At 32.9% G+C, this 21,354-nt stretch carries 24 protein-coding genes; 7 read left to right on the top strand and 17 right to left on the bottom strand.

The genetic code is table 11. From position 1 onward, the window contains the following. Positions 1 to 330: 330 nt before the first annotated feature. The 3 genes from C0J27_RS05270 to C0J27_RS05260 all read right to left on the bottom strand — a co-directional run bounded on the left by C0J27_RS05270 (position 331) and on the right by C0J27_RS05260 (position 3,427). Positions 331 to 1,587, bottom strand: a complete 1,257-nt coding sequence (locus tag C0J27_RS05270; RefSeq protein ID WP_115586128.1) for a glycoside hydrolase family 18 protein — start codon at positions 1,585 to 1,587, stop codon at positions 331 to 333. A 223-nt stretch (positions 1,588 to 1,810) separates the two neighbouring features. Further along, positions 1,811 to 2,248 carry an ankyrin repeat domain-containing protein gene (locus C0J27_RS05265; RefSeq protein WP_115586127.1) on the bottom strand — a complete coding sequence of 146 codons (438 nt, stop codon included), beginning with the start codon at positions 2,246 to 2,248 and terminating at the stop codon, positions 1,811 to 1,813. A 243-nt stretch (positions 2,249 to 2,491) separates the two neighbouring features. Beyond that, positions 2,492 to 3,427 (bottom strand): ankyrin repeat domain-containing protein, encoded by a 936-nt coding sequence (locus C0J27_RS05260; RefSeq protein ID WP_115586126.1) that lies wholly within the window; start codon positions 3,425 to 3,427, stop codon positions 2,492 to 2,494. A 226-nt stretch (positions 3,428 to 3,653) separates the two neighbouring features. Here C0J27_RS05260 and lepA point away from each other — a divergent pair, with 226 nt between their 5' ends. Next, the gene (gene lepA / locus C0J27_RS05255; protein WP_115586125.1) at positions 3,654 to 5,477 is read left to right on the top strand and encodes a translation elongation factor 4; all 1,824 of its coding nucleotides are present in this window, start codon (positions 3,654 to 3,656) and stop codon (positions 5,475 to 5,477) included. Between the two features lie 77 nt (positions 5,478 to 5,554). On the opposite strand, the gene C0J27_RS05250 is transcribed toward lepA, so the two are convergent. The 6 genes from C0J27_RS05250 to C0J27_RS05225 form a co-directional block, all read right to left on the bottom strand. Further along, positions 5,555 to 6,040 (bottom strand): hypothetical protein, encoded by a 486-nt coding sequence (locus C0J27_RS05250; protein ID WP_115586124.1) that lies wholly within the window; start codon positions 6,038 to 6,040, stop codon positions 5,555 to 5,557. 136 nt (positions 6,041 to 6,176) lie between these two features. After that, positions 6,177 to 6,779, bottom strand: a complete 603-nt coding sequence (locus tag C0J27_RS05245) for a hypothetical protein (protein ID WP_115586123.1) — start codon at positions 6,777 to 6,779, stop codon at positions 6,177 to 6,179. Positions 6,780 to 6,837: 58 nt separating this feature from the next. Then, positions 6,838 to 7,566, bottom strand: a complete 729-nt coding sequence (locus C0J27_RS05240) for a hypothetical protein (RefSeq protein WP_115586122.1) — start codon at positions 7,564 to 7,566, stop codon at positions 6,838 to 6,840. A 20-nt stretch (positions 7,567 to 7,586) separates the two neighbouring features. Further along, a complete protein-coding gene (locus C0J27_RS05235; protein ID WP_115586121.1) occupies positions 7,587 to 8,282 on the bottom strand; it encodes a hypothetical protein in 696 nt (231 codons plus the stop codon). A gap of 192 nt (positions 8,283 to 8,474) precedes the next feature. Beyond that, positions 8,475 to 8,867: a hypothetical protein gene (locus C0J27_RS05230; protein ID WP_115586120.1), complete on the bottom strand. Its 393-nt coding sequence runs from the start codon at positions 8,865 to 8,867 to the stop codon at positions 8,475 to 8,477. Positions 8,868 to 9,104: 237 nt separating this feature from the next. After that, complete coding sequence (locus tag C0J27_RS05225; RefSeq protein ID WP_115586119.1) at positions 9,105 to 9,545, bottom strand: hypothetical protein; 441 nt, start codon at positions 9,543 to 9,545, stop codon at positions 9,105 to 9,107. A 343-nt stretch (positions 9,546 to 9,888) separates the two neighbouring features. Here C0J27_RS05225 and C0J27_RS05730 point away from each other — a divergent pair, with 343 nt between their 5' ends. Continuing rightward, positions 9,889 to 10,032, top strand: coding sequence for a hypothetical protein (locus tag C0J27_RS05730; protein ID WP_162801828.1), 144 nt, complete (start codon positions 9,889 to 9,891; stop codon positions 10,030 to 10,032). Positions 10,033 to 10,260: 228 nt separating this feature from the next. Here C0J27_RS05730 and C0J27_RS05220 read toward each other — a convergent pair whose 3' ends face one another. Next, positions 10,261 to 10,731: a hypothetical protein gene (locus tag C0J27_RS05220; protein ID WP_115586118.1), complete on the bottom strand. Its 471-nt coding sequence runs from the start codon at positions 10,729 to 10,731 to the stop codon at positions 10,261 to 10,263. A 349-nt stretch (positions 10,732 to 11,080) separates the two neighbouring features. On the opposite strand from C0J27_RS05220, the gene C0J27_RS05215 reads away from it, so the two are divergent. After that, entirely contained in the window at positions 11,081 to 12,172 is a 1,092-nt protein-coding gene (locus C0J27_RS05215) for a hypothetical protein (RefSeq protein ID WP_115586117.1), read from the top strand. Between the two features lie 158 nt (positions 12,173 to 12,330). Here the strand turns inward: C0J27_RS05215 and grpE are convergent, their stop codons facing one another. After that, complete coding sequence (gene grpE, locus C0J27_RS05210) at positions 12,331 to 12,861, bottom strand: nucleotide exchange factor GrpE (protein ID WP_115586116.1); 531 nt, start codon at positions 12,859 to 12,861, stop codon at positions 12,331 to 12,333. 322 nt (positions 12,862 to 13,183) lie between these two features. Between grpE and C0J27_RS05205 the strand changes: the two genes are divergently transcribed. Together C0J27_RS05205 and C0J27_RS05200 are read left to right on the top strand one after the other, a co-directional pair. Then, positions 13,184 to 14,374: a hypothetical protein gene (locus C0J27_RS05205; protein WP_115586115.1), complete on the top strand. Its 1,191-nt coding sequence runs from the start codon at positions 13,184 to 13,186 to the stop codon at positions 14,372 to 14,374. A gap of 123 nt (positions 14,375 to 14,497) precedes the next feature. Beyond that, positions 14,498 to 15,679 carry a hypothetical protein gene (locus C0J27_RS05200; protein WP_115586114.1) on the top strand — a complete coding sequence of 394 codons (1,182 nt, stop codon included), beginning with the start codon at positions 14,498 to 14,500 and terminating at the stop codon, positions 15,677 to 15,679. 357 nt (positions 15,680 to 16,036) lie between these two features. Here the strand turns inward: C0J27_RS05200 and C0J27_RS05195 are convergent, their stop codons facing one another. The 6 genes from C0J27_RS05195 to C0J27_RS05175 form a co-directional block, all read right to left on the bottom strand. Continuing rightward, the gene (locus C0J27_RS05195) at positions 16,037 to 16,426 is read right to left on the bottom strand and encodes a hypothetical protein (protein WP_115586113.1); all 390 of its coding nucleotides are present in this window, start codon (positions 16,424 to 16,426) and stop codon (positions 16,037 to 16,039) included. A 182-nt stretch (positions 16,427 to 16,608) separates the two neighbouring features. Next, a complete protein-coding gene (gene ssb, locus C0J27_RS05190; RefSeq protein ID WP_115586112.1) occupies positions 16,609 to 17,142 on the bottom strand; it encodes a single-stranded DNA-binding protein in 534 nt (177 codons plus the stop codon). Positions 17,143 to 17,482: 340 nt separating this feature from the next. Continuing rightward, positions 17,483 to 17,614, bottom strand: a complete 132-nt coding sequence (locus tag C0J27_RS05780; protein WP_286206271.1) for a hypothetical protein — start codon at positions 17,612 to 17,614, stop codon at positions 17,483 to 17,485. A gap of 48 nt (positions 17,615 to 17,662) precedes the next feature. After that, a complete protein-coding gene (locus C0J27_RS05185; protein ID WP_162801827.1) occupies positions 17,663 to 19,348 on the bottom strand; it encodes a hypothetical protein in 1,686 nt (561 codons plus the stop codon). A gap of 31 nt (positions 19,349 to 19,379) precedes the next feature. Further along, positions 19,380 to 19,778 carry a hypothetical protein gene (locus C0J27_RS05180; protein ID WP_115586110.1) on the bottom strand — a complete coding sequence of 133 codons (399 nt, stop codon included), beginning with the start codon at positions 19,776 to 19,778 and terminating at the stop codon, positions 19,380 to 19,382. A 9-nt stretch (positions 19,779 to 19,787) separates the two neighbouring features. Beyond that, the gene (locus C0J27_RS05175; protein WP_115586109.1) at positions 19,788 to 20,339 is read right to left on the bottom strand and encodes a CDP-alcohol phosphatidyltransferase family protein; all 552 of its coding nucleotides are present in this window, start codon (positions 20,337 to 20,339) and stop codon (positions 19,788 to 19,790) included. A gap of 259 nt (positions 20,340 to 20,598) precedes the next feature. On the opposite strand from C0J27_RS05175, the gene C0J27_RS05170 reads away from it, so the two are divergent. Both C0J27_RS05170 and C0J27_RS05725 read left to right on the top strand, forming a co-directional pair. Then, the gene (locus C0J27_RS05170) at positions 20,599 to 21,039 is read left to right on the top strand and encodes a hypothetical protein (RefSeq protein WP_115586108.1); all 441 of its coding nucleotides are present in this window, start codon (positions 20,599 to 20,601) and stop codon (positions 21,037 to 21,039) included. A 118-nt stretch (positions 21,040 to 21,157) separates the two neighbouring features. Then, the gene (locus tag C0J27_RS05725; protein ID WP_162801826.1) at positions 21,158 to 21,325 is read left to right on the top strand and encodes a hypothetical protein; all 168 of its coding nucleotides are present in this window, start codon (positions 21,158 to 21,160) and stop codon (positions 21,323 to 21,325) included. Positions 21,326 to 21,354 lie beyond the last annotated feature (29 nt).

Here is a 21,354-nt window from a genome sequence, read left to right as displayed (position 1 = left end):
AAGTACAAATCCATTACATAGCTTGTATTAAGGTTTTTTGCGCTACTTGATCAAGCTGCCTCAACCAAATTCAAAGGTAGTACAAAATCAGCGATATCGTTGCGCTTATTTTGTAAAACATTGTTTACGGCGGCCACGTTACGCTTTTTTAGTTGAAATAACAGTATATCATGCCAACCGCTCAACAAATTCCCAAAATTTTCATAGAAAACGTAGAGTATAACTTTTTCATAAAAATTGTGTTTACTCAACCTCGTTCAAAAATTTATAGTCAATATTTTGCTTACTCAAAGCAAGATGTATCGTTGTACTATCAAAAATCAAAACATCTTATACATGTAAACTATCTGCAATCGTATGCAGCATCGTATTTTCGTTATCATCTCCCGATAAACGCCATACGACAACACCCTTCATTTTTTTATCTTGAGCAAATTCAACTTTTTTTATCATCGATGCTTCTTCATCATAACTAATAAATGTTCGTTTTTTTGCATTGTACAAAGAAGGAACATGAGAAAAATCATCCCATTGTTTTGTAAAATCAGGATCGTCAATATATTTGCTTTTAATAATGCGATACGATACCGCTTTGCTTTTATTTTTTTTATCAATTTTTGCCTGATACCCATCAGTATTTTCATACAAATAGCCGTATAAAGGCACACATAACACCATCTTAGCTGGCGAAACACCTTGCTCCATAATTCTTTGTACAGCACCATCAATTGAATAAACTGACCATGTACTACAAATTGGAGCATTAAAACCAATAATAGGATTTTGAGGACCAAAAAAATCATACGCCATCACATGAAACCAATTCACATCTTTTGCTATTGCAGCTAAATTTAGATTTTTATAAATACTTGGCGTCACTTGCAATGCAATAGACAACAAAGCATTTTGCTTGGTCTGTTTTTTTCGAATATCAAGCAATCGACGTAATTCATGAATAAAGGAAGTAAAAGCTTGTGATAATTGTGGATTTAAAGCACCTGCATCCCACTCCCAATCAATATCAAGACCATCAAATAGACCTGTATAGGTAAAGTGAGTTGTTTGCAATGACTTATCTTGAAAATGTTTAAAAGTGTGGTCATAAAAATCAAGCATATTAACGCACGATTGAGCAAATTTTTTCAACACTTTTGGATCTTGCGCAAGTGCTATAAAATTTTTATTATAAGTCCCACCGCCAACTGATAATAAAATTTTTAAATGCGGAAATTTCTTTTTTAATGCTAATAATTTTGCAAAATTTCCACCTACTTTTGACTGAAAATCATCAACTGCGCCAATATCAGCCCAAAGGTCATGAGGCTGACATTTTCCCGTCACATGATCTGGCTTCATAAAAGCATAAATAACATGCGTTAAACGATGCGCAATCTGATGAATATCATCAATCTTATAACTTTGTTGGCCATACATATCCCAATTAGCAACGTATGCAGATACCATTTTTCCTGGCTTTAATGACTGATACTGTTCAGGTAATGGCGATGGACAAATATTTTGTGAAGCATGACTATACCCACCATGAGCGAGTGTAAGAAATGCAGTGATATAGAATTGTAGTTTCATTATACTTCCCCCTTATAATTTATAACTACACACAACTTATCAAATAAGCTTTCAAATAGTCAATAATACAATAAATAAATAATCGCATGAGTTTCACGTGCGCAACTTTAATAAAAGTGCGTTGTTGAAATTCATGCGATTATAAACCGGAGTTTTTATAAAGAAAGGAGGGAAAAATTGATATAAAGATTGAGTTTATACCCTGCAAGCAATATGTATCAATTTACTTTTGTTGCAATGAATCAGCAAATAGATCCAAAACCATGTTTCTGTCTTCTCGAGCATTTTTTATCAAATGTTTAATTTTTTTGTTACGAGTCATATCCTCAAGGTTTCTGCCTTGAAGAGCTGAGCAGTACAGAGAAGCATGTTCGCCTAATAATTTTTTCACTTCTTTTATGTGCCCACAATACACAGCTTCATATAAAGGAGTACACCCTTCTTCATCTTCATTATTAATGTTTCGGGGAGTAGTCAACGGAGTTGGTGCTTGACTATCAACATCATCCACATCATCAGTTGCTGCATTGTGATTATCAGGCAACTGGCAAATAAGTCTTCTATCAACTATAGGTACATTTCTACTACGAGTCATTGCTTGTAACGAACATGAACTTACAAAAATTACTAATAAAAACAAAGAGACTTTTACAATTTTCATATAAACCTATCAAAATATTTAATTATTTTTAACTTTAAACTAGCTTGTGTGAACCAATTTTTTACCAAAGAGTTTTGCCCTACGTTTTCTATGAAAACTCCGGGAATCTGCAGGCCAGTGGGCCTGATGCACTATTTTTTAAACTAAAAAAGCGTAACGTGGCCGCCACCTATATTTCCGGAGATGAGCAAAACTATATCATATGATTGCACGCTACTTTTAAACTTGCTTCACACAGCCTAGTTACCTTGCCTGTATTGTTTCAAAAACATAGAACGCTATTTGATGTAGCTTTCTTGAAAAGACTATAGTTTGTATCAATTCAGAATCATAAGGAGTCTTACCACTCGTATCTTGAACATCTAGATGAACACCATAATCAAGCAACATGGTTATTATTTCTTGATTCGTATAAGAACACCCTGTTAGATGCAATGGAGTCTTGCCATTATGATCTTGAGTCTCTACATTCGCTCCATACTCAAGCAATAATGCAACTATTTTTGTCCTAACACCTATAGGATCTTCATGTTGAGATAATTTACCATCATATTCAGCAAAATCCACATTATAAATAGCTAGATGCAAGGCAGTTCGACCTTTTTTATTCTGACTATCCTTATCTGCTCCATGATCAAGCAACAGTTGTACTAGATCTACATGTCCATAATAAGCCGCTGTATGCAATAGTGTCCAACCACGATCAGTCTGCAAATTTACATTCACTCCATGATCAAGCAATAATTTTACTCTTTTTACATTTCTTTCCGAATTCTTTACACGATCATCAAAATAATCATGAAGATTTACATCAACTCCTGCGGCAAGAAGCAATGCAACCACCTGACTATGCTGAGCTTTGACAGCTTCATTGAATATTTCTCGTTTTTCTATCAGAATTTCACCAGTATGTAAGCATATCTCATCACTCAAAAATGGCTTTAATGTATCTGCATGGAGTTGTACATAATTAACAAATTCTTGAAATTGGCCATCTTCAAACTGTTCTCTTGCATCAATCATACGTTTAAACTCACACGCAACAGCTCTGCCTGCAATCGATTGTAACGTTGGAATGTTTTTATTGAGCTTTTTCTTTTTCGTTTCTTCCATAGCGCACATCTGCACGGTGGCAACGATTATTAAAATTGATAAAGCATATTTTTTTAAAGTTTTCATACTAACGAAATTCGCATACGATTATTACACAAATATTTCCATACGTAATTATATCATAAACAATCTCATGAGAACAGAGCTGAGTCTTTAAAATATTGAGCTGATTTTATGACGATCAACATCCAAAGAAGTTTAAAAAAAAGTTGTATATATTTACAAATGTACGACTGTTGCATACACTTAATATGTTAATCAGATATTGCGTCCCTCTTACTTTTGCGACGGTATGGATATAAAAAAAATAAACCTTCAAGATATCGCTCCAGATCATGTTAGAAACTTTTCAATTATTGCACACATTGATCACGGCAAATCAACCCTTGCCGACCGCCTTTTAGAATTTACAGGAACACTTTCAACGCGTACTGGCGAAAACAAACAATTTTTAGACAAACTTCAAGTAGAAAAAGAACGTGGAATCACCGTAAAAGCTCAAACAGCTTCAATGTTGTACACCTATAATAACGAGCTGTATCTCTTAAACTTAATTGATACTCCAGGCCACGTTGATTTTACGTATGAAGTTTCTCGCTCTTTGTACGCATGCCAAGGTGCATTACTCCTTGTTGATGCAAGCCAAGGCGTTGAAGCTCAGACCATGGCAAACTTTTACTTAGCGTTTGATCAAGATTTAAAAGTGCTGCCAGTTATTAATAAAATCGATTTACCAACAGCAAATATCGAAAAAGTTACCGGTGAATTAAACCGGCTTTTTGATTTTGATGAAAATGATGCAATTTTAACATCTGCAAAATCAGGTATCGGGATTAAAGACGTTTTAGAAAACATCATCACTCGAATTCCTTCACCAGAATCAGACATCAACAAACCGCTTAAAGCTCTTTTGTTTGATTCTCGTTATGATGATTACCGTGGTGTAATCTGTTTAATTGCAGTCAAAGACGGCGTCATTAAAAAAGGCGACGATATCTTCTTAATGCAAACAAACACGTACTACGAAGTACTTGAAATCGGTTTAATGTACCCAGAAGAAACACCGATGCCAGCATTATATGCAGGACAAGTAGGCTACATTATCACCGGTATGAAGACAGTTCGTGAAGCAAAAATTGGTGACACGATTGGGCACAAACATACAAAAATAGAACCTTTTCCGGGGTTCTCACCATCAAAACCAATGATGTTTGCCGGTATATTTCCTGTTGTTAACACTGATTTTGAAAATTTAGCTGATGCGATTTCAAAATTAACGTTAAACGATGCCAGCGTTACGGTTGAAAAAAAATCATCAACTGCACTCGGTCTTGGGTTTCGTTGCGGATTTCTTGGTTTATTACACATGGACGTGTTTAAACAACGTCTTGAGCAAGAGTATGATTTAGTTATTATTACGACTGCACCAAGCGTACTGTACAAAATTCAGTTGACGCATGATCGTGGTTTAATCGAAATCGAAAATCCATCAGACTTCCCAGATCCTGCAAAAATTGAGTCGATTTTAGAACCGATGATCGATGCGACGATTATTGTTCCAGAAAGATTCCTTGGAAACGTTTTCTCGCTTTGCCAAGAAAAACGTGGCCACCAGACAAAAATGGAATTTTTGGACGAAAACCGTGTTATTGTCAACTACAAACTTCCGTTAAACGAAGTTGCAACAGATTTTTATGATAAATTAAAATCATTAACATCTGGTTATGCAAGTTTAGATTACGAAGTTTCTGGTTACGAGATTTCTGATCTTGTTAAAATGGACATTTTACTTAACGGCGTATCGGTTGATGCTCTTTCATGCATTGTGCATAGAAGCAACGCACAAACCATCGGTCGTGAATTATGTGCAAAATTAAAGACCGTAATCCATCGTCAACTTTTTGAAGTGGTGATTCAAGCTGCGGTTGGTGCAAAAATTCTTGCACGCGACCAAGTTTCTCCACTACGTAAAAACGTAACAGCAAAATGTTATGGTGGTGATATTACGCGTAAACGTAAACTTCTTGAAAAACAAAAAGAAGGTAAAAAGCGTATGAAGCAAGTTGGGAACATCGAAGTTCCACAAGAAGCTTTCCTCGCGATTTTAAAAAGATAATAAAAGAAAAAGCGGAATCACAGTGATTCCGCTTTTTCTTTTACTACTTTTGTATGATAAAATTTTTTATCATACACCTATTTTTTTCTTTTATCATAAGTTACATTACCATTAACTTCTTGATACAAAATTGTTTTTTTATCCGAATCTAAACCTTCACGAACTACATTGCCATTTGCATCAATTCTCAAATTCCAGCCAGCATAACCCTTAAAGTCTCCCGCTCCAAAATATGAATCTTTTTTATTTTGACTTTGACCTAATAGACCTCCTTTTTTAGCTACTGGAACCCAACCTGCCTCTCCTGTATTTTTTTCAACATAATAACGTGATTTATCATCATTTTTTGCATCCACTTCTGGAATTACATGATTATCAGTTGTTAAATTAAATTGGGTTAGGTCATTACACCGATTAGAATAAAATTTACAATGCATTACTCTATATTTATTATAATCAGGTAGCATTATATTTAAGTCAGTTGTCCCAGCTTTTAAAGAAATATTAAAACTAGATACAAGTAAAGCTAACACTGTAATTTTTTTCTTCATAGAATTCATCATAATAACTCCTTTTTTGATTTTGAATTTTTCTATATGAAACTATATTACAAAAATACAAGTATAAATAACAAGGGTTCACTTACATTTCTCATGCAAGCAAACCCTTGTTATTTAAAAATTATATGTAATTTTATGCTTATACTAACTCTTGGTAATCAATCGATTCGTAATGTTTCTTGATCGTATCAAAAGCATTGCCATCTTCATTTGAAACATCGACTATATCGTTGATAGCATCAGTATGTTCATATAATAGTTCTTGTTCTTGCGTCGTATATCCACAATATTTATCATCAAATTGATCAATTTTTGATGAACCTTCACCATCAAAAATCAGCTGCCCTGCAAGATACGCAGTGTTAAAATAATCCATATTACTTTGGCACACTACGTCACCTGGTTCACAATGATCTCCTTGCTCATCACCAAGATCATAAGCGGTACACAAACGAGTATCAGTTACTTCTTTTTCTTTTTTGCGGCCTGCAATCTGAATTTTGACATTGTCATCTGACTTTGCAAAAAATGAACATACATAATTATAACTAGTTAGACACAAATTTTGACAATATGAACCCAGCGATAAAAGTTTTTTTTTACCTAGCTCACAATAACTTTGTTCACCTTGCTCGTGAACTACTGCCGTCTGTGCAGCCCATGCATTTTCTGACGTTACATAAAAACTCATAATTGATAATGCAAAAAACAATAATAATTTTGGTTGTAATAATTTGCGCATCTGACTACTCCACTTTTTTTCATGCTACTATTTTTTTACCTATGTACTTATTTTTAAATTAACCCTGACGCTGAACCATATCAATATTTTTCAATGATTGCAATGCCGCAATAGTAGCAGCTTGTCGACTTTCTCTTGCAATCTGCTTGATTGATACCTGAGAGGTGTTCAAATTTTTTAGTGCCAAAAATTGCTCATGCGTCAATATTGTTTTTTGACCTAATGCCTGCATAGTATTTACAAATTTATATAAATTTTCTACTACATGTTGCAAGGAAATAATTTCAGCTACCGTTAAAGCTTTACGTTTTAACACTTTTTTTAAAATTGTATCGATAGCACAGCTTTTACAACTATTTTGAGCAAGTATATTATTATTGCTCTGGACAATTAAATCTAAAAGACCATCAATATTTTTACTCAATAAAAGATCAAATGATTGCTGAACTGTTGCATCTAATTGAGCCCCATCACGAAATTCTGTGGTAACAAAACTATCATGAGGTAATATTGGGCAAGATTCAATAATGGTGGCAAGCTCTACAACGTGTTCATCTTCTTCTTCAATAACAGGCTGTTCTTCAACCATAGCATGATACGTTTGAATGACCACAGGCTCATCATGCTGCTCTTGCATAATTGGCTCTTGAATTTTTTCTTCTACCGTTGGTATAGCGACTTCATCTGCAACGACAACAACTGCTGGTTTGCGTGACAAATGCAACATTCCATAATAGATTCCAGCACAACAGCATACTAGAGCTATACAAATTTTTACTATTTTCATCCCTTATCCCCCCATTTTCTTTACATCATAAAATTAGACCGTATAGTCTGTGTAAATCGCTCAGTCATACAACAGAATTGATTGATACAAGCTTGTTGCTCAACGTTGTTATACATACTCAATTCAAGATATACAATTGCTTGCATCATAATAAGATCGAGATAAAGCATCATTACATAGATATACCATGCACTAACTGCTGGTGCTTTATCAATAGTTGCAATCTGTTTTTTTACTTCATGTAATGCATGATACAAATCTTGCAATGCCATCTGCAAACAAATGCTACCAGGAATAGGCGAAAGGTAAGAAATTATCTCTTTGACTTGAGCTCGATTATGGCGCTGCATTGCACCTAATTTTGATGCATTCATGGTATTATTCTGAGTAATACCACCTAATTTTTTTTCTAACACAGCATGATGTTGCATTGAAAAAATTATCTTACAATCTTTTAATGAGCAATCAACAATAGACGATAAGTACAGATACTGTTGAGCAATATTTTGTTGCAATGGTAAATGAAGAAGATCTTTATACGTTTGTATTGTCTGGTTATGCAAAATGCTTGCAATAGCATCTATGATCTGCTCAAACTGACCAACAACTTGTGCGTAATGCTGCTCATTAATGACAGGCAAAGAATGTTCATCATAACGAGAATTTAACGAAAATGTCATGCAACACAATATCATTATGAATTGATGTAATTTCATTGCTTATCCTTTTTTTATACTCATTTTACTGTACCGCACTACGTATAAAAAATTCAACAATTGTAATTAATCACATCTTTATTCATTGCAGCAAAATACTATTGGGGTGAGTTTTTTTACAATTAAAAACAAAACGTGCTGTGTAAGTATTACTACTTTACACAGCACTTGCTCTATAACTTATTATCTATATTATGCAATAATATCAGTTCCATCTTCATGGACTGTCCAACTTTTTTTGTTAACAAAATCACGTATCCCTAAACGAGCGTCCTTTACTACCTGCTTACCCTTAAGCATAATGTAATAGTAAGAATTTTCTTCTATATCATATGCAGAACCACCCGGCACTTTTGGATTAACCAATATAGCTTTCTCTAATCCTAATTGATCACAAACATAAGGACCCTTAGCATCGTTTCGCGTCTTCCATTTGTTACAAAACCGCGCATTCACAACGTAATCAAGTGATGGTAAATTAATAGTAACTGTTTGTGGTAAAAATGTTTTACTTGTTACAGATGATGCAAAAAAAGATCCACTCAGAACAAAACTAACAAATAGATATTTTATATAATTTCTCATACATTCTCCTTTACGACTTTTAAATAATTCAAATATGAAACAATTATAACAAAAAGCTTACCTAGCAAGTCAATAATCACAGAGATTAAATTCACACTCAGCAATTTAATGACATCGATCTGTATAAAAAATAAGAACTAGGCAAAGTTGTATACAAATTGTCTAGTTCTTATTAAAATTAATCCAGTTTCAGTTTATACCTGATAAAAATAATATTTTATACACATATTATGAATGCTACCCTCTTGCACAAGTGTTAGCACCATAAGTCTTCACTTTCGAAGAAGTAACTACACCATTTTTTTCTTCACAAAGAACAGTTTTACCATCAGAATCTAATCCTTGGCGTGTTTCATTGTAATCTTTATCAAATATCCAATTCCAAGCAGCATATCCTTTAAAATCTGTATTAGGTCTAGACTTTTTAATTTCAGTTATAAGAGAATATTGAGATGTTTTATAAATAGTAGCATTATTAATGCTAGAAGGATCCATTGCAATATCAATATTATTTTCAGATTCTGTTACATAACGACCATCTTTATTCTTAAAATAAGACGTTTGAGAATTGTTTGGAACATTGAGATGAACTGTAGTTTTACCCCCTGCAAATACTGATGAACCCATAACAAAAGCACACAATGCTAATGTTGATAACTTTGTAGTAAAAATTTTCATACGATTCTCCTTTTTTAAGTATGCTTGACGCATACTCTTTTTATATTTGTTAGTACCATAATCTTTATTATCTAATTTCAATTAGCCTTGAAAAGGCAAAGCAAAATGTAGAATTTTTCATAACTGAGATAATAATACCACTTTCCCCTTCTAACAAAAAAGACTTTTGAAAATATTTGCGTATATATTTTCAAAATAATTATCAAATTGTGCAATCTGCATATTGTTAGTGTAAGCCACACACTTGAATAAAAAATGAAATTAAATCATTTTTTAATGCTCCTGATTATTACTTCACAAAGAAGTAGTATATTTAAAAGTAGTAACTAGTTAGAAAATTGTTATGAAATACACAAAAGATTTTCAAACATATATTAAAACTCAGCTTACAAAAGAAGAAATAGCTCAAATTGATAGAGAAGTAGACTTAGAATTTAAAAAGAGTGCATCAGGCCAACCGGCCAGAAAATTCCAAGAGTTATCGTAAAAAACGTAGGACAAAAATCTATAGTAAAAAATTCGTTCACAGAACCTAGAACTCATCTTGATGCAATATAAATAATATTGTTCGTTTATTGCTAAAAATGAACAATCTGTCTAAAAAATAAGAACTAAGCAAAGTTGTATACAAATTGCCTAGTTCTTATTAAAATTAATCTGATTTTATTTTTATAATTGGTACAAATAATCTTTTGTAAACATATTATTATTAATGCTATCCTCTTGCACAAGTGTTAGCACCATAAGTCTTCACTTTCGAAGAACTAACTACACCATTTTTTTCTTCGCAAAGAACAGTTTTACCATCAGAATCTAATCCTTGGCGTGTTTCATTGTAATCTTTATCAAATATCCAATTCCATTGAGCATATCCTTTAAAATCTGTATTAGGTCTAGACTTTTTAGATTCAGTTGCATAATGCACAGTATCTTGAATTACATGCCTTATATCAACATTATGAACACTAGAAGGATCCAGTTCCATATTAAATTTATTTGGATATTCGCTATCAAAATGATATGAAAGGGGAGATACTGAAGCACCCTTTTTATTATCAAAATAATTAGTTTCAGTAGCGTCTGGAACATTTATATGAACAGTAGTTTTGCCGTGTGCAAATACCGATGAACTGATAACAAAAGCACACAATGCTAATGTTGATAACTTTGTAGTAAAATTTTTCATACGATTCTCCTTTTTTAAGTATGCTTGACGCAGACTCTTTTTTTATATTTTTTAGTACTACATTCTCTATAATTTAATTTCAATCAGTGCCGAATATGATAAAATTAAAGCACATAAATTTTTTCTAACTGAAACAATAATATCATTTTTTTTTGTGACAAAAAAAGAATTTTGAAATTATTTTCAAAAAATCATATTAATAAAATCATCTATATGACATGTTCCAGACTGCTATGAAATTTGCTTTAGACAGCTGATAATCAATGAAAATCGCCTTAAAATTTGCAAATATATTTATTATTGCTATATCTTAAAAAGAAACTCTCTTTCGATTGTAAAGGTATTTTTCATGGAAAAAGAACATCATTCACCTAAAACATCGTATCAATCTCAAGTTTTTTCTGGCCATGTCTACATGTTTTTTGCATTTGATATTGGAGAAGATATTAATTTTGAAGCTGTCAAGCAGTCAAAAGATCTGAATATAAGTCCCGTTAATTTATCAAAGTTTTTCAAAAATTATCATGCCCCACTCAACATAGAACTTCCTGATCATGATAAAAGTCCTCATTGCATCGATGCAAAATTACACCAATTTGGCGCAATTTCTATTACGTATAAAGTCCCTGTGTCAAACACATTTCAAGGTTTAAAATCACAAGTTATTGCAATTGACGAAGAGTATCAACCACGAAGTATCAATGATGCTTTAGCAATCTATAAAAGAATTTTACCTTTTACTGCTAAACCAAATTTTTTTCATCTGCGCAGTTATTACACCTTGATACAAATCGATTGTGACAAGAATTTTAATGGTACACAAATTAAAGACTACTTTGGCAATGAGATTGCAGCAATTTTGCGCTTTGAAACTCAAACCCTTTCTGAACATCAAAAACGAGAAGTTTTAACTTCTTCTGTCGGTTACTTTAAAAAAGATTTTATTATTATCGATACCGAAGCTGCATTTATTTACGATCCTCAACATATCGAACTTCTAGACTTCTTTGAACTTGGTAATATTCAACAGCTTGAACTACAATATTTTGACAAATTGCTTGATAAACAAATGACCGCAATTTACGAAGATAAAAATCGTAAATTACCAATACTTGCCTACTTTCCATTCATTGGTTCTCATTATTTTGATCCAGTCGGTGAATTAACAAAATTAAAAGTTGATATCTCAGTGATTACAGAGCGCCTTGAAAATAGTATTAAGCTGGTTGGTGAAACCTACTATTCAGAGATTTATGATGAAATTGTATTAAATTTAGATCTTGAAAATTGGAAACAATCGATCGAGAAGAAATTTAAAATTATTAAAGAAGTGCAATACGATTACCAAAACAAAATCGATACAACTCGTGAAGATGTTTTAACAACATTAATAATTATTCTGATTATGATCGAATTAATTGTAGCGATTATTAAACATTAATAATCACTTATACACATACACCTAGGGCTACGCCTCTTGAAACATAAGGCCGGCGTGCATAATCCGCCTTTTCTAACACAACACTGTAAAGATGATTTACTCACAAAAAAGGGACCGATTGTATACCGGTCCCTTTTTCTATTTTTAAACTATACTTCTTACTGAGCAACCGTCACTTTTGCAGGACGTAAAACTTTATCTTTAATCATAAAGCCTTTTTCTAAAACTTGTACAATCTGCCCAGATTCATGATCAGCTGACTGTGCATGCATTAACGCTTCATGCAGTTCAGGATCAAACTGTTTGTATTCAGCAAATTCTTTCACGCCATATTTTGCTAAAGTTTGCAAAACAGATTTATACACCATTTCGATACCAACATATAAATTTGCAGTATCGTCAGTTTTTTGAGACAACGCTCGCTCAAAATTATCAACAACTGGTAATAAATCTTTAATTACCATCGTTTGTGCTGTTTGCATCCATTGGATTTGCTCACGGTCCATACGTTTTTTGTAATTATCAAAATCAGCAGAAATTCGAGCGTACTGATCTTTCCACATAGCTGCTTCTTGTTGACAAACTTCAAGATCGCTTATTTGCGCTGCTTCTACTTGTTCTACTTCTTGATCTACTACTTCTTCTTGCTCATTTTGGTTGTGCATATCATTTTCATTATATGAATTCATAGGTATCCTTTTGTTGTCGCAACAAATTTATCTAACATTATTTTAAAGTATATCATAGCAGAACAAAGAGACAAGCGCATCGAACTATGATAGATTAAAGATTCACTGTTATAATAACTCAAGTACGACCTCTTATAAATTAATGTAAACACCCTACGTTTTATAAAAAAAACTATTGAAAAATTTAATGTCCGGAATTGAAAAAAATGTTCAACCGGCAACACTAATTTTTACATAGTACACTTGCAATGTAGGTTAATAAGATTAAAATAATCGCATAGTCAGCATAAACTATGCTATCTTTTATGAAGAAAATAAAATTATGAAATTTAAAAATGTTATAGCGCTCTTTTTTTGTTTTTTTACGGCCACAGAACAGATTTTTTGTACACTGAGTGTAAGTCAATACGCATCAGACAGCTTTTTTCAAAAGCCATATTTTAATCAAAAACTATTTACGAATATTTCAACCAACTTTACCGGTGGTTATGCAAATCAAGCGTTTAATAATGACAATGAAAAAGTCCCCTTTTTACAACAATTTGGATCAGAAGCTTTTTTATATAAATTTGTAGATCCTACACGTAGCCGCTCTGATATTTCAAGCATAGGAAACGGCAACCTCTCGGGTGAATTTCAGTATCGACAATTTTTTGCATCATGGTACAAAAATATATTTTCTGACATTTTTATTGAAGCTGCAACAGTTTTTCAAGATCTAACCATAACCAATATTAATGCTGAATTTGTTCCTTCATCAACCCCTTTAACAACTGAGCAGATAGCATACCTCAATCAATTACAAGCAGCACTCCCTCCATCAATTAATCGATTTGGTATGTTTACAACAGCTTTTTATATTGGCTTTAATAGAACGTTTCACCATTTTAGTCATCTTGATTTTGTTGATATTTTATTCAAAACAGGTTTTGCAACACCAGAATGGATGAAAGAAAATAACAACTCGATTCTACAATTTCCTTTTAACGAAAATTTTAATTTTGGATACCCAATTATTGGGGCTATTTCAATTGGCCTGCTTGACTGGATGACACTTGGATGCAATGGAACCGTTCAACCATTTCAACCAGCAGTAAAAAACATTGCGCTTAATAACACAAACTCTGCAAACCAACTGTTACTTCCTGAATCATCACTTGCTACCATTCATCGAGGACCACTTTTTTCTGCGTCAGCATACATCGAAGCAGATCATATCATCTCTGGTGTTTCAAGTACCATTGGTTATGCCTATGCAAAAAACTTAGCATACACCATAACCCCCCTCAACATAACTCAATATCCAGTAGAACAAGCAAATAACTCAACTATGATGAATGAATGGAGTATTGGTTCACTCTATTTTCAGTTTGATGTCGACTTTGCAACTGAAACACAACCAAGCGCACCTATTATTACCATGTTTTGCGCAATTCCTATTGCAGGTAAACTTTGCCCAAAAACTAATTTATTTGGTGGTTCTTGCAACTTGCAAATAAGTTATATTTTTTAATAGAAGTCATCAGATGAGTGTGCATAACAAAGTAAATGATCTATGCATACTCATGTTTCTGTAGTAGCATACAACTATAACTATACGATCAAAGTCTATCTCATAAGGTTAAAATTGTTCTCAATGAATAAAAAAATAGTTACTCTTGCATCCTGTTTGTGTATCGTTTTAACCCAACTATTTCAGACAACTTTTGCCAGTCACTATGCCCCGCACGTCTATTACGCAAAGCCTTCAAAAGATGAACCGTATCTTGCCAACGCCTCTTTAAATTTTACTGCAGGTTTTGCAAATCAAGCCTATAATGCACAAGGCACCGCAGTGCCTTTTTTGCAACAATACGGACCTGAAGATTTTTTATTACGATTTGTTGACCCGTCACTTGGTTTTGATAATCTTGCATCTGCAGGACAAGGATATATTTCAGGAAACTACGAATTTAAACAGATGATTTTTGCTCTAGAAAAAAACATTTTTCATCAACTTTTATTTGGCATAATTTCATCGTTTCAAGATCTTTCTGTCACAAACATTACACCAAAATTTATCGATGAAGAAATATCTTTAGCACAAAATACCTACCTAGAAAAACTCGAGCGTGTTATTCCTTCAAATATTAATGCCAGTGGAATGAATTCAACTGTTCTATATCTTGGCTACAATGAAAGCATTACTACGTTTAATCGCATAGACTCTATTGATATTTTACTTCTTGCTGGCATCATAACGCCGCAAATCATGAAAAATGACAATCAATCAATTTTGCAATATTCACCTGCAAATAACTATTATTTTGGATACCCTATCATCGCAGCTGTCACGATTGGGGTTCGTGACTGGTTTGGTTTTGGTGCTACAGGACAAATTATTCCTTACCAACCAACTCAAAAAATGATTCCAATTAATAGAACAAGTGAAAATAATTTCTTACTATTTTCTCAAGAAACACAGGCAAATGTTCAGCAAAGCCCATTTATTTCGGGCACATTATACGTTGATATAGAAAACCCTGCTTCCGGAATAAAAGGTGCTGTTGCCTACACGTACTCAAAATATTTACAAAGTGTTATCACCCCTATTGACCGGTCTCAATTTCCATTTGCCCATGCAAACAGATCAATTTTGCTTGATGGTTACACCTTTGGCAGCTTGTTATTTGAACTTGAAATAGATTGCTCAGGTCCGACCAAAAAATTAGCCCCTATTATTTCTTTCTTTTATTCAATGCCGATACTTGGTAATTATTACCAAAAAGTATATTTCTTTGGCGGTGAATGCAATCTTCAAATAAATTTAGAATTCTAGGTTGTGTGAACCAAATTTAAAATAACGATACAAACCTACGATATCGCTGTGCTCATCTTGGCAAACAGTGGTGATGGCGGCCACGTTACGCTGTTTTAGTTTAAAAAAGAGTGTATTAGGCCCTCCAGCCATAGCTGTTGAAAGTTAAAAATATACTTTCAATTTTTATAAAATTTTTGCTATATAAAGAAAGTTAGCTATTCGCTCATATTTTTTGTAGAGAAAAAAGCGATATACGACCGCCGCCGTCAAGTTTCCGGAGATTTTGTGATAACAAAATCGTAGGCAGTTTTTACTTTTTATCCACTTTCTAAAATTTGGTTTTAAAAATCTAGCTGTGCATATTACTTTTTAAAATTATTGTAATCTATCTTGCAAGCGATCATAAACATCAGACAATTGCAAACGAGTTTCCTGCTCGTGTAAAGAATTAATTAAGACATTAATTTGATTTAATAAATTAACAAGCGTATCTTGATTATCTTGGCAACTATCATCAGTGTAGATGATACCACTGTGAGCATGTTCAAGAGCTTGTAATGCTTGTGTAAATTCTTGAGAACTATGATGCATTGATGCTTGTTGTAAAAAATACAACCCTTGCGCAATATCATGGCGCACTTCTTCGTGCGATGATACAGGATAAGCACAATCAGTCATAACATCAAAATGGGATTGATGAGCATAAGTTTGCGATATTGTTATGCATACACAAATAATAATCGCATATATTAAACTATTTTTCATACAACCCCTTTTTATTTTTATATTTTCTACCTGATATGCTAACTATTTCTAGTTTCTATCTTTTAAGTTCTATTTGTCAACAAATGCATTTCATAATCCAACTTAAAAATTCAGTGTAAGCATTTTTGGACAAAAAAAAGAGCCTTCATTACAAGGCTCTTTTTTAATCTAGTACAATCTACTTAAAAAGGCAGATCATCTTCAAATGGAGGCTGATCAATAAAAGCTGAAGATTTTGGTGTTTCAGTTTCTTTTTTACGTTTTTTATCTAACACAGCTTGTGCTATTTTAGAAAATTCAGCAGTATCTTGTGTTCCAAATGATGGTTTAGCTGAAGAAAAATCTTCGGCAGAAGGTTCCTCTTGAACATCCCCACCTTCTGAGTTGCTACCCAAGAACACAACACGATCAGCAACAATGCTATGCTTGCTGCGAGTTTGACCTTGTTGATCTTGCCATGTATCAAATTTTAAACGGCCTTCAACTAAAACTGGGCGACCTTTTTGTAAAAACTTATTACAACTGTCTGCTTGTGGTCCCCAAACGTCGATATCAACGTAACAAACTTCTTGAATTTGTGTACCTGTTTGACGATTTTTAAATTGACGGTTTGATGCAATGCCTAAACGACAAACACCTTGCCCTGATGGCAACTGTTTGTGTTCAGGATCACGTGTTAAATTACCTACGATGATAATGCGATTATAGCTAGCCATCGAATAAATCCTTACAAATAAATAGAGAAATTTTTAGCGAGAATTACGTGTAATTATGAAGACCTTGGTGGTAATGAGATTACACTTATATCTAGTATCGTATAAAAACGCACAACATTCAAGCGGAGCACAGCGAAAAAACAAGAAGCAAATATTAAAAACAACCTGCAAAATTTTGTAATTCCTGATACTGCTGTACAAGTTTATTATGAAATACCTGCAACTTATCACGTTGAGCTATTTTATTTTGTTACCTGAATACAAATGCACCGCACCCTTGGTAACCAATTACCGCACAGACACATCAACAAATTAATTCAACTCAAAATCAACAGAATAATCACAGTCTTACAAATTCAACCGCATAGACAGCCTCTATTTCATGGCATGAACTATCAAGAATATCAATACATTCAACTATATGATCATCCACATGCCATAAGCTATTGTATGCCAATGAATCAATCTGCATTGTATGTACATGAACCTCAATAACAAAATCTAATAAAATTAAATCACCTTAAAATTTTTTGTTTTCTTCACTTATTTCAAGGCCTAAAATATTTTGCACATCATTCATTGCGTCTTTTTTGACCCAAAAAAATATTGTATCGCTATGAGCCTTATCCAAGCTGTACGTACAATAAATTTGTTCTTTCGATAATCCAAGCTTGCGTAACAATGATGAATTAAACTGATATTCATCACGATCCATGAATCTTGGTCGAGCAAGCAACCACCACGCTTCTTCAGACTCAAAACGGTCTAATTTTTGATAATCAATTACATTAACTTTTTTCCAATGAGCCTTAAAGGTATCGACAACTTCTTGATAATGAGTCTGTAGAAATTCTAAAGACCACATCGCATACACCTCATTGTCTTCTTCTAAAGAATTCTTATACCACGTTGTTAAACGCAATCCATTATTAACAGGCTGTCCTGCAATAACGTAATGACAATTATAATCAGGATCATCGCCTAAAGTCAGAAATGATATCTGTTGTTTTTCTGGCACGAGCTTATTGGTCATATCTGTTACATCACGAACAATGCATGTATCCTCATAATTTGAACAGGGTAAAACTTTACATGCATAATCATCATCCTCATCTTCATGTTCATAATTTGGCAAAGCAATTATTCGTACTGCTAATTGCGCATATTTTTCAATGAGTTCATGAATTGATGTTGCTGAAATTAAAGGATGCTCTTCGTACGGTGTTGGATAAATAACAGGCACATTCTTAATTTCATATTTATTTTGAGGTAAAGAAACTTCCGGAATTCGTTCATGAAATTTATTATCCATAACTTGCCATATAGCTTTTCTTGCATTCCAACTTCGATATTTTTTACTCGATGCCATTGTAGGATCTGGTAATTGTTGATTTTGAACGCCATTAATTTTATATAACAGATCTCCAATTGAATCAAAAGAAACTGTTATCTGTTCAAATAAAGCTTGCTGCATTGCAATAGCTTCAAGATTAACGCTATGAGCATCTAAGGATTTAGATTTTTTTTCAAACAAACGTACTTGACCCCAGGGAGTATAAAGTATAAATTCATCTCGATTTTTGCCACCAACATCTAAAATTAATCCCTGTTCTGTATTGGATATTGGCTTATAGAAGATTGAATCTTGATCTTCTTCAGCAAATCTGGAATCCTGATCCATAGAATATTTCGTATCAATTTTATAATATACTGTCTGATGACTTATCTGTTCACATATTTTAAAGATATTTTGTACCACTAAAAACATGTGAAAATCATCAGATTTTTCAAGATTTTTTTGAAACCAAGCTTGTGTTCTTTTCGTCTTAAATTGAATAGCAATATCTATAGGATGCATTTTAAAACGATGAGATAACGATAACAGTAATGCATCGGTAACAACATCACCATAGACCGCTTCATGTAATGCTTTGTTAACAGATGCAAGATTATCAACATTTTCAATAATAAAAGGTAAATCTTTTGCATTATAAAAAGTTGGGGTTCCGGTCTGATCACTCAAGTAGCCGACAATTGCGCCAAGAAATGTAACAGGTATATTATCCAATCCAAGTTTCTTTTTGGGCACTACTACCGATGTTCTTTGTAAATCAAGAAAAATAATGGATTCTAAATTTTCAGACCCATAACAACTTATTGACATAAAAAATAAAAATATTATCGATACATATGATATGATTTTCATAGATTCTTTCAATGTTACTACATATAAAATATTAAAAACAACCTGGAAAAGTTTGTAATTCATGATACTGGTGCACAAGTTTATTATGAAATACCTGCAACTTATCACGTTGAGCTTTCAGTTGTTGTACAGTCCCACCAAAAACTGATGTTTCAGACTCACCTGCACCAAGCAAATCTTTAAACTTATCAAAAATTTGTTGTTGAACGCGTGCTTGTTCTGCAATATTTTTACTGATCTGCCGTAACGATAATTCAAGTTCAGACGCAATATCTTCTTTAATCGAAGTTATCGACTCTTTTTTAGTTTTTTTCTTGACCACAAATTCACTGTTTACCTCATTGTTCTCACTCAGACCGATGGTCATGTGGGTCATTATTGTTACCATGCAAACGCCAAGCAAAAAATTATAAGAAACTTTTTTTATCATACAAAAACCTTACGCAAGTTTATAAATTTTATACCCATAATCAACACAAATCACGCCAAGCGATATCGCAAAAAATTGAAATAGGTAATCCATCGATATTGAAGATAGATAATTTTGAAAAAATGAACAATGAATTGCTAACACGTACATCATAAATATCATCAACAACGCGGTGATAATTTTAGAAATAAACGATGGAGAAATAATCCCATGATGGCGATACACCAAAAATAAAGCTCCCACTATAAGCAATAACTCTTTGACTACAAAAACAACCATAAACCATGAAGGAATAATAGTTGTTCCAAGCGTGTAATATAACGCTGCTAAAACAAAAAATATAAAAAATTTATCTGCAACAGGATCAAGCATTTTGCCAAACTCTGTTTCTTGCTGATAACGACGTGCGCAGTAGCCATCCAGAAAATCTGTCAAAGCTGCAAAACCTGTTAACCATAAAGCTGGCATCCACTGATGATACACAATCAAACTGCAAATCAATGGCGTTAAAAAAATGCGTAACAAGGTTATTGCAACAGCAAAATTAATCAAATAGTTCATACAATAGTTTACCTTTTTACCATGAAAATATATAAAATTCAGTGTACTACGACCTTAGTAAAGCAGCAATCAAAAAAACTATTCCAACGGCTTTATAAAAGCATACTGCACACCCCTCAATAATGTTTTAATCAACTAAAAAAACGCCAACAAGAACTATTAATTTGATAATGATTGACTTTAAAATGGGCGGTAATGTTATAATAGTTACACAAAGAATTTCTCGCTGTGAGTAATTCAAACAAAAAAGGAGAACGTTATGAAAAATGTAATTAAAAAAATTGCAATGCTCAGTATGTTGGTATCTATTGCAGGTAATACATCATTACTTATGTCTAGTCAAATTAATGATAAACAAAAAGTTCAGCTAGAAAATCTAGCAAATTATTTATCTAAGGAGTTTGCAACTCTTGCTCAAGATGCACAATTAAGTGATGCATTAAAAACTGAATATAAAGACGTTACAGCAGCAGTTACAAATTTTTTAGCTTCTTTAAAAACTGGAGCGACCTATGATAATGATAAAAAATTGTCTTTATCTAATCAATTAGAAGCTTTTTACAAACATCTTATGAATGATTCTCAATATCAACAATATTCAAAATCAAACCAAGCTATAGTTTCAAATCTTAGCCGTTTAGTTTATTTCGTTGATCGTGAATTTAATGAGATAAAAAAATCATCAGACTGTAAAAATTAAAGTAATCAATACACCTAAAAATTATTTTATTATTGCTGGAAGTTCAAACCCTGATTCTAAAAAAATAGATTATTCACAGCAAATACATATCGAAAAGTGTACAGATTCTAAAGATTCTATGGATAGGGATAGTCATCAGATGAATGGTGATGGAACTTATAATTTTGATTCAGACTATTATTATGCTACATCTACAGATAATAAAAAGCAATTCAGCAATCAACATAAAGGCAGTGACTTTATTGGCAAAACAACATGGGATGTAGGCAACAACATAATTAGCTAAGTTTACTAAAAAAGGGTATAGATTTTTTC

The sequence above is a fragment of the Candidatus Chromulinivorax destructor genome (assembly GCF_003366055.1).
Taxonomy (GTDB): Bacteria; Babelota; Babeliae; order Babelales; family Chromulinivoraceae; genus Chromulinivorax; species Chromulinivorax destructor.
The sequence above is the reverse complement of the archived record's forward strand: the minus strand, read 5'-3'. Positions and strand labels throughout refer to the sequence as shown.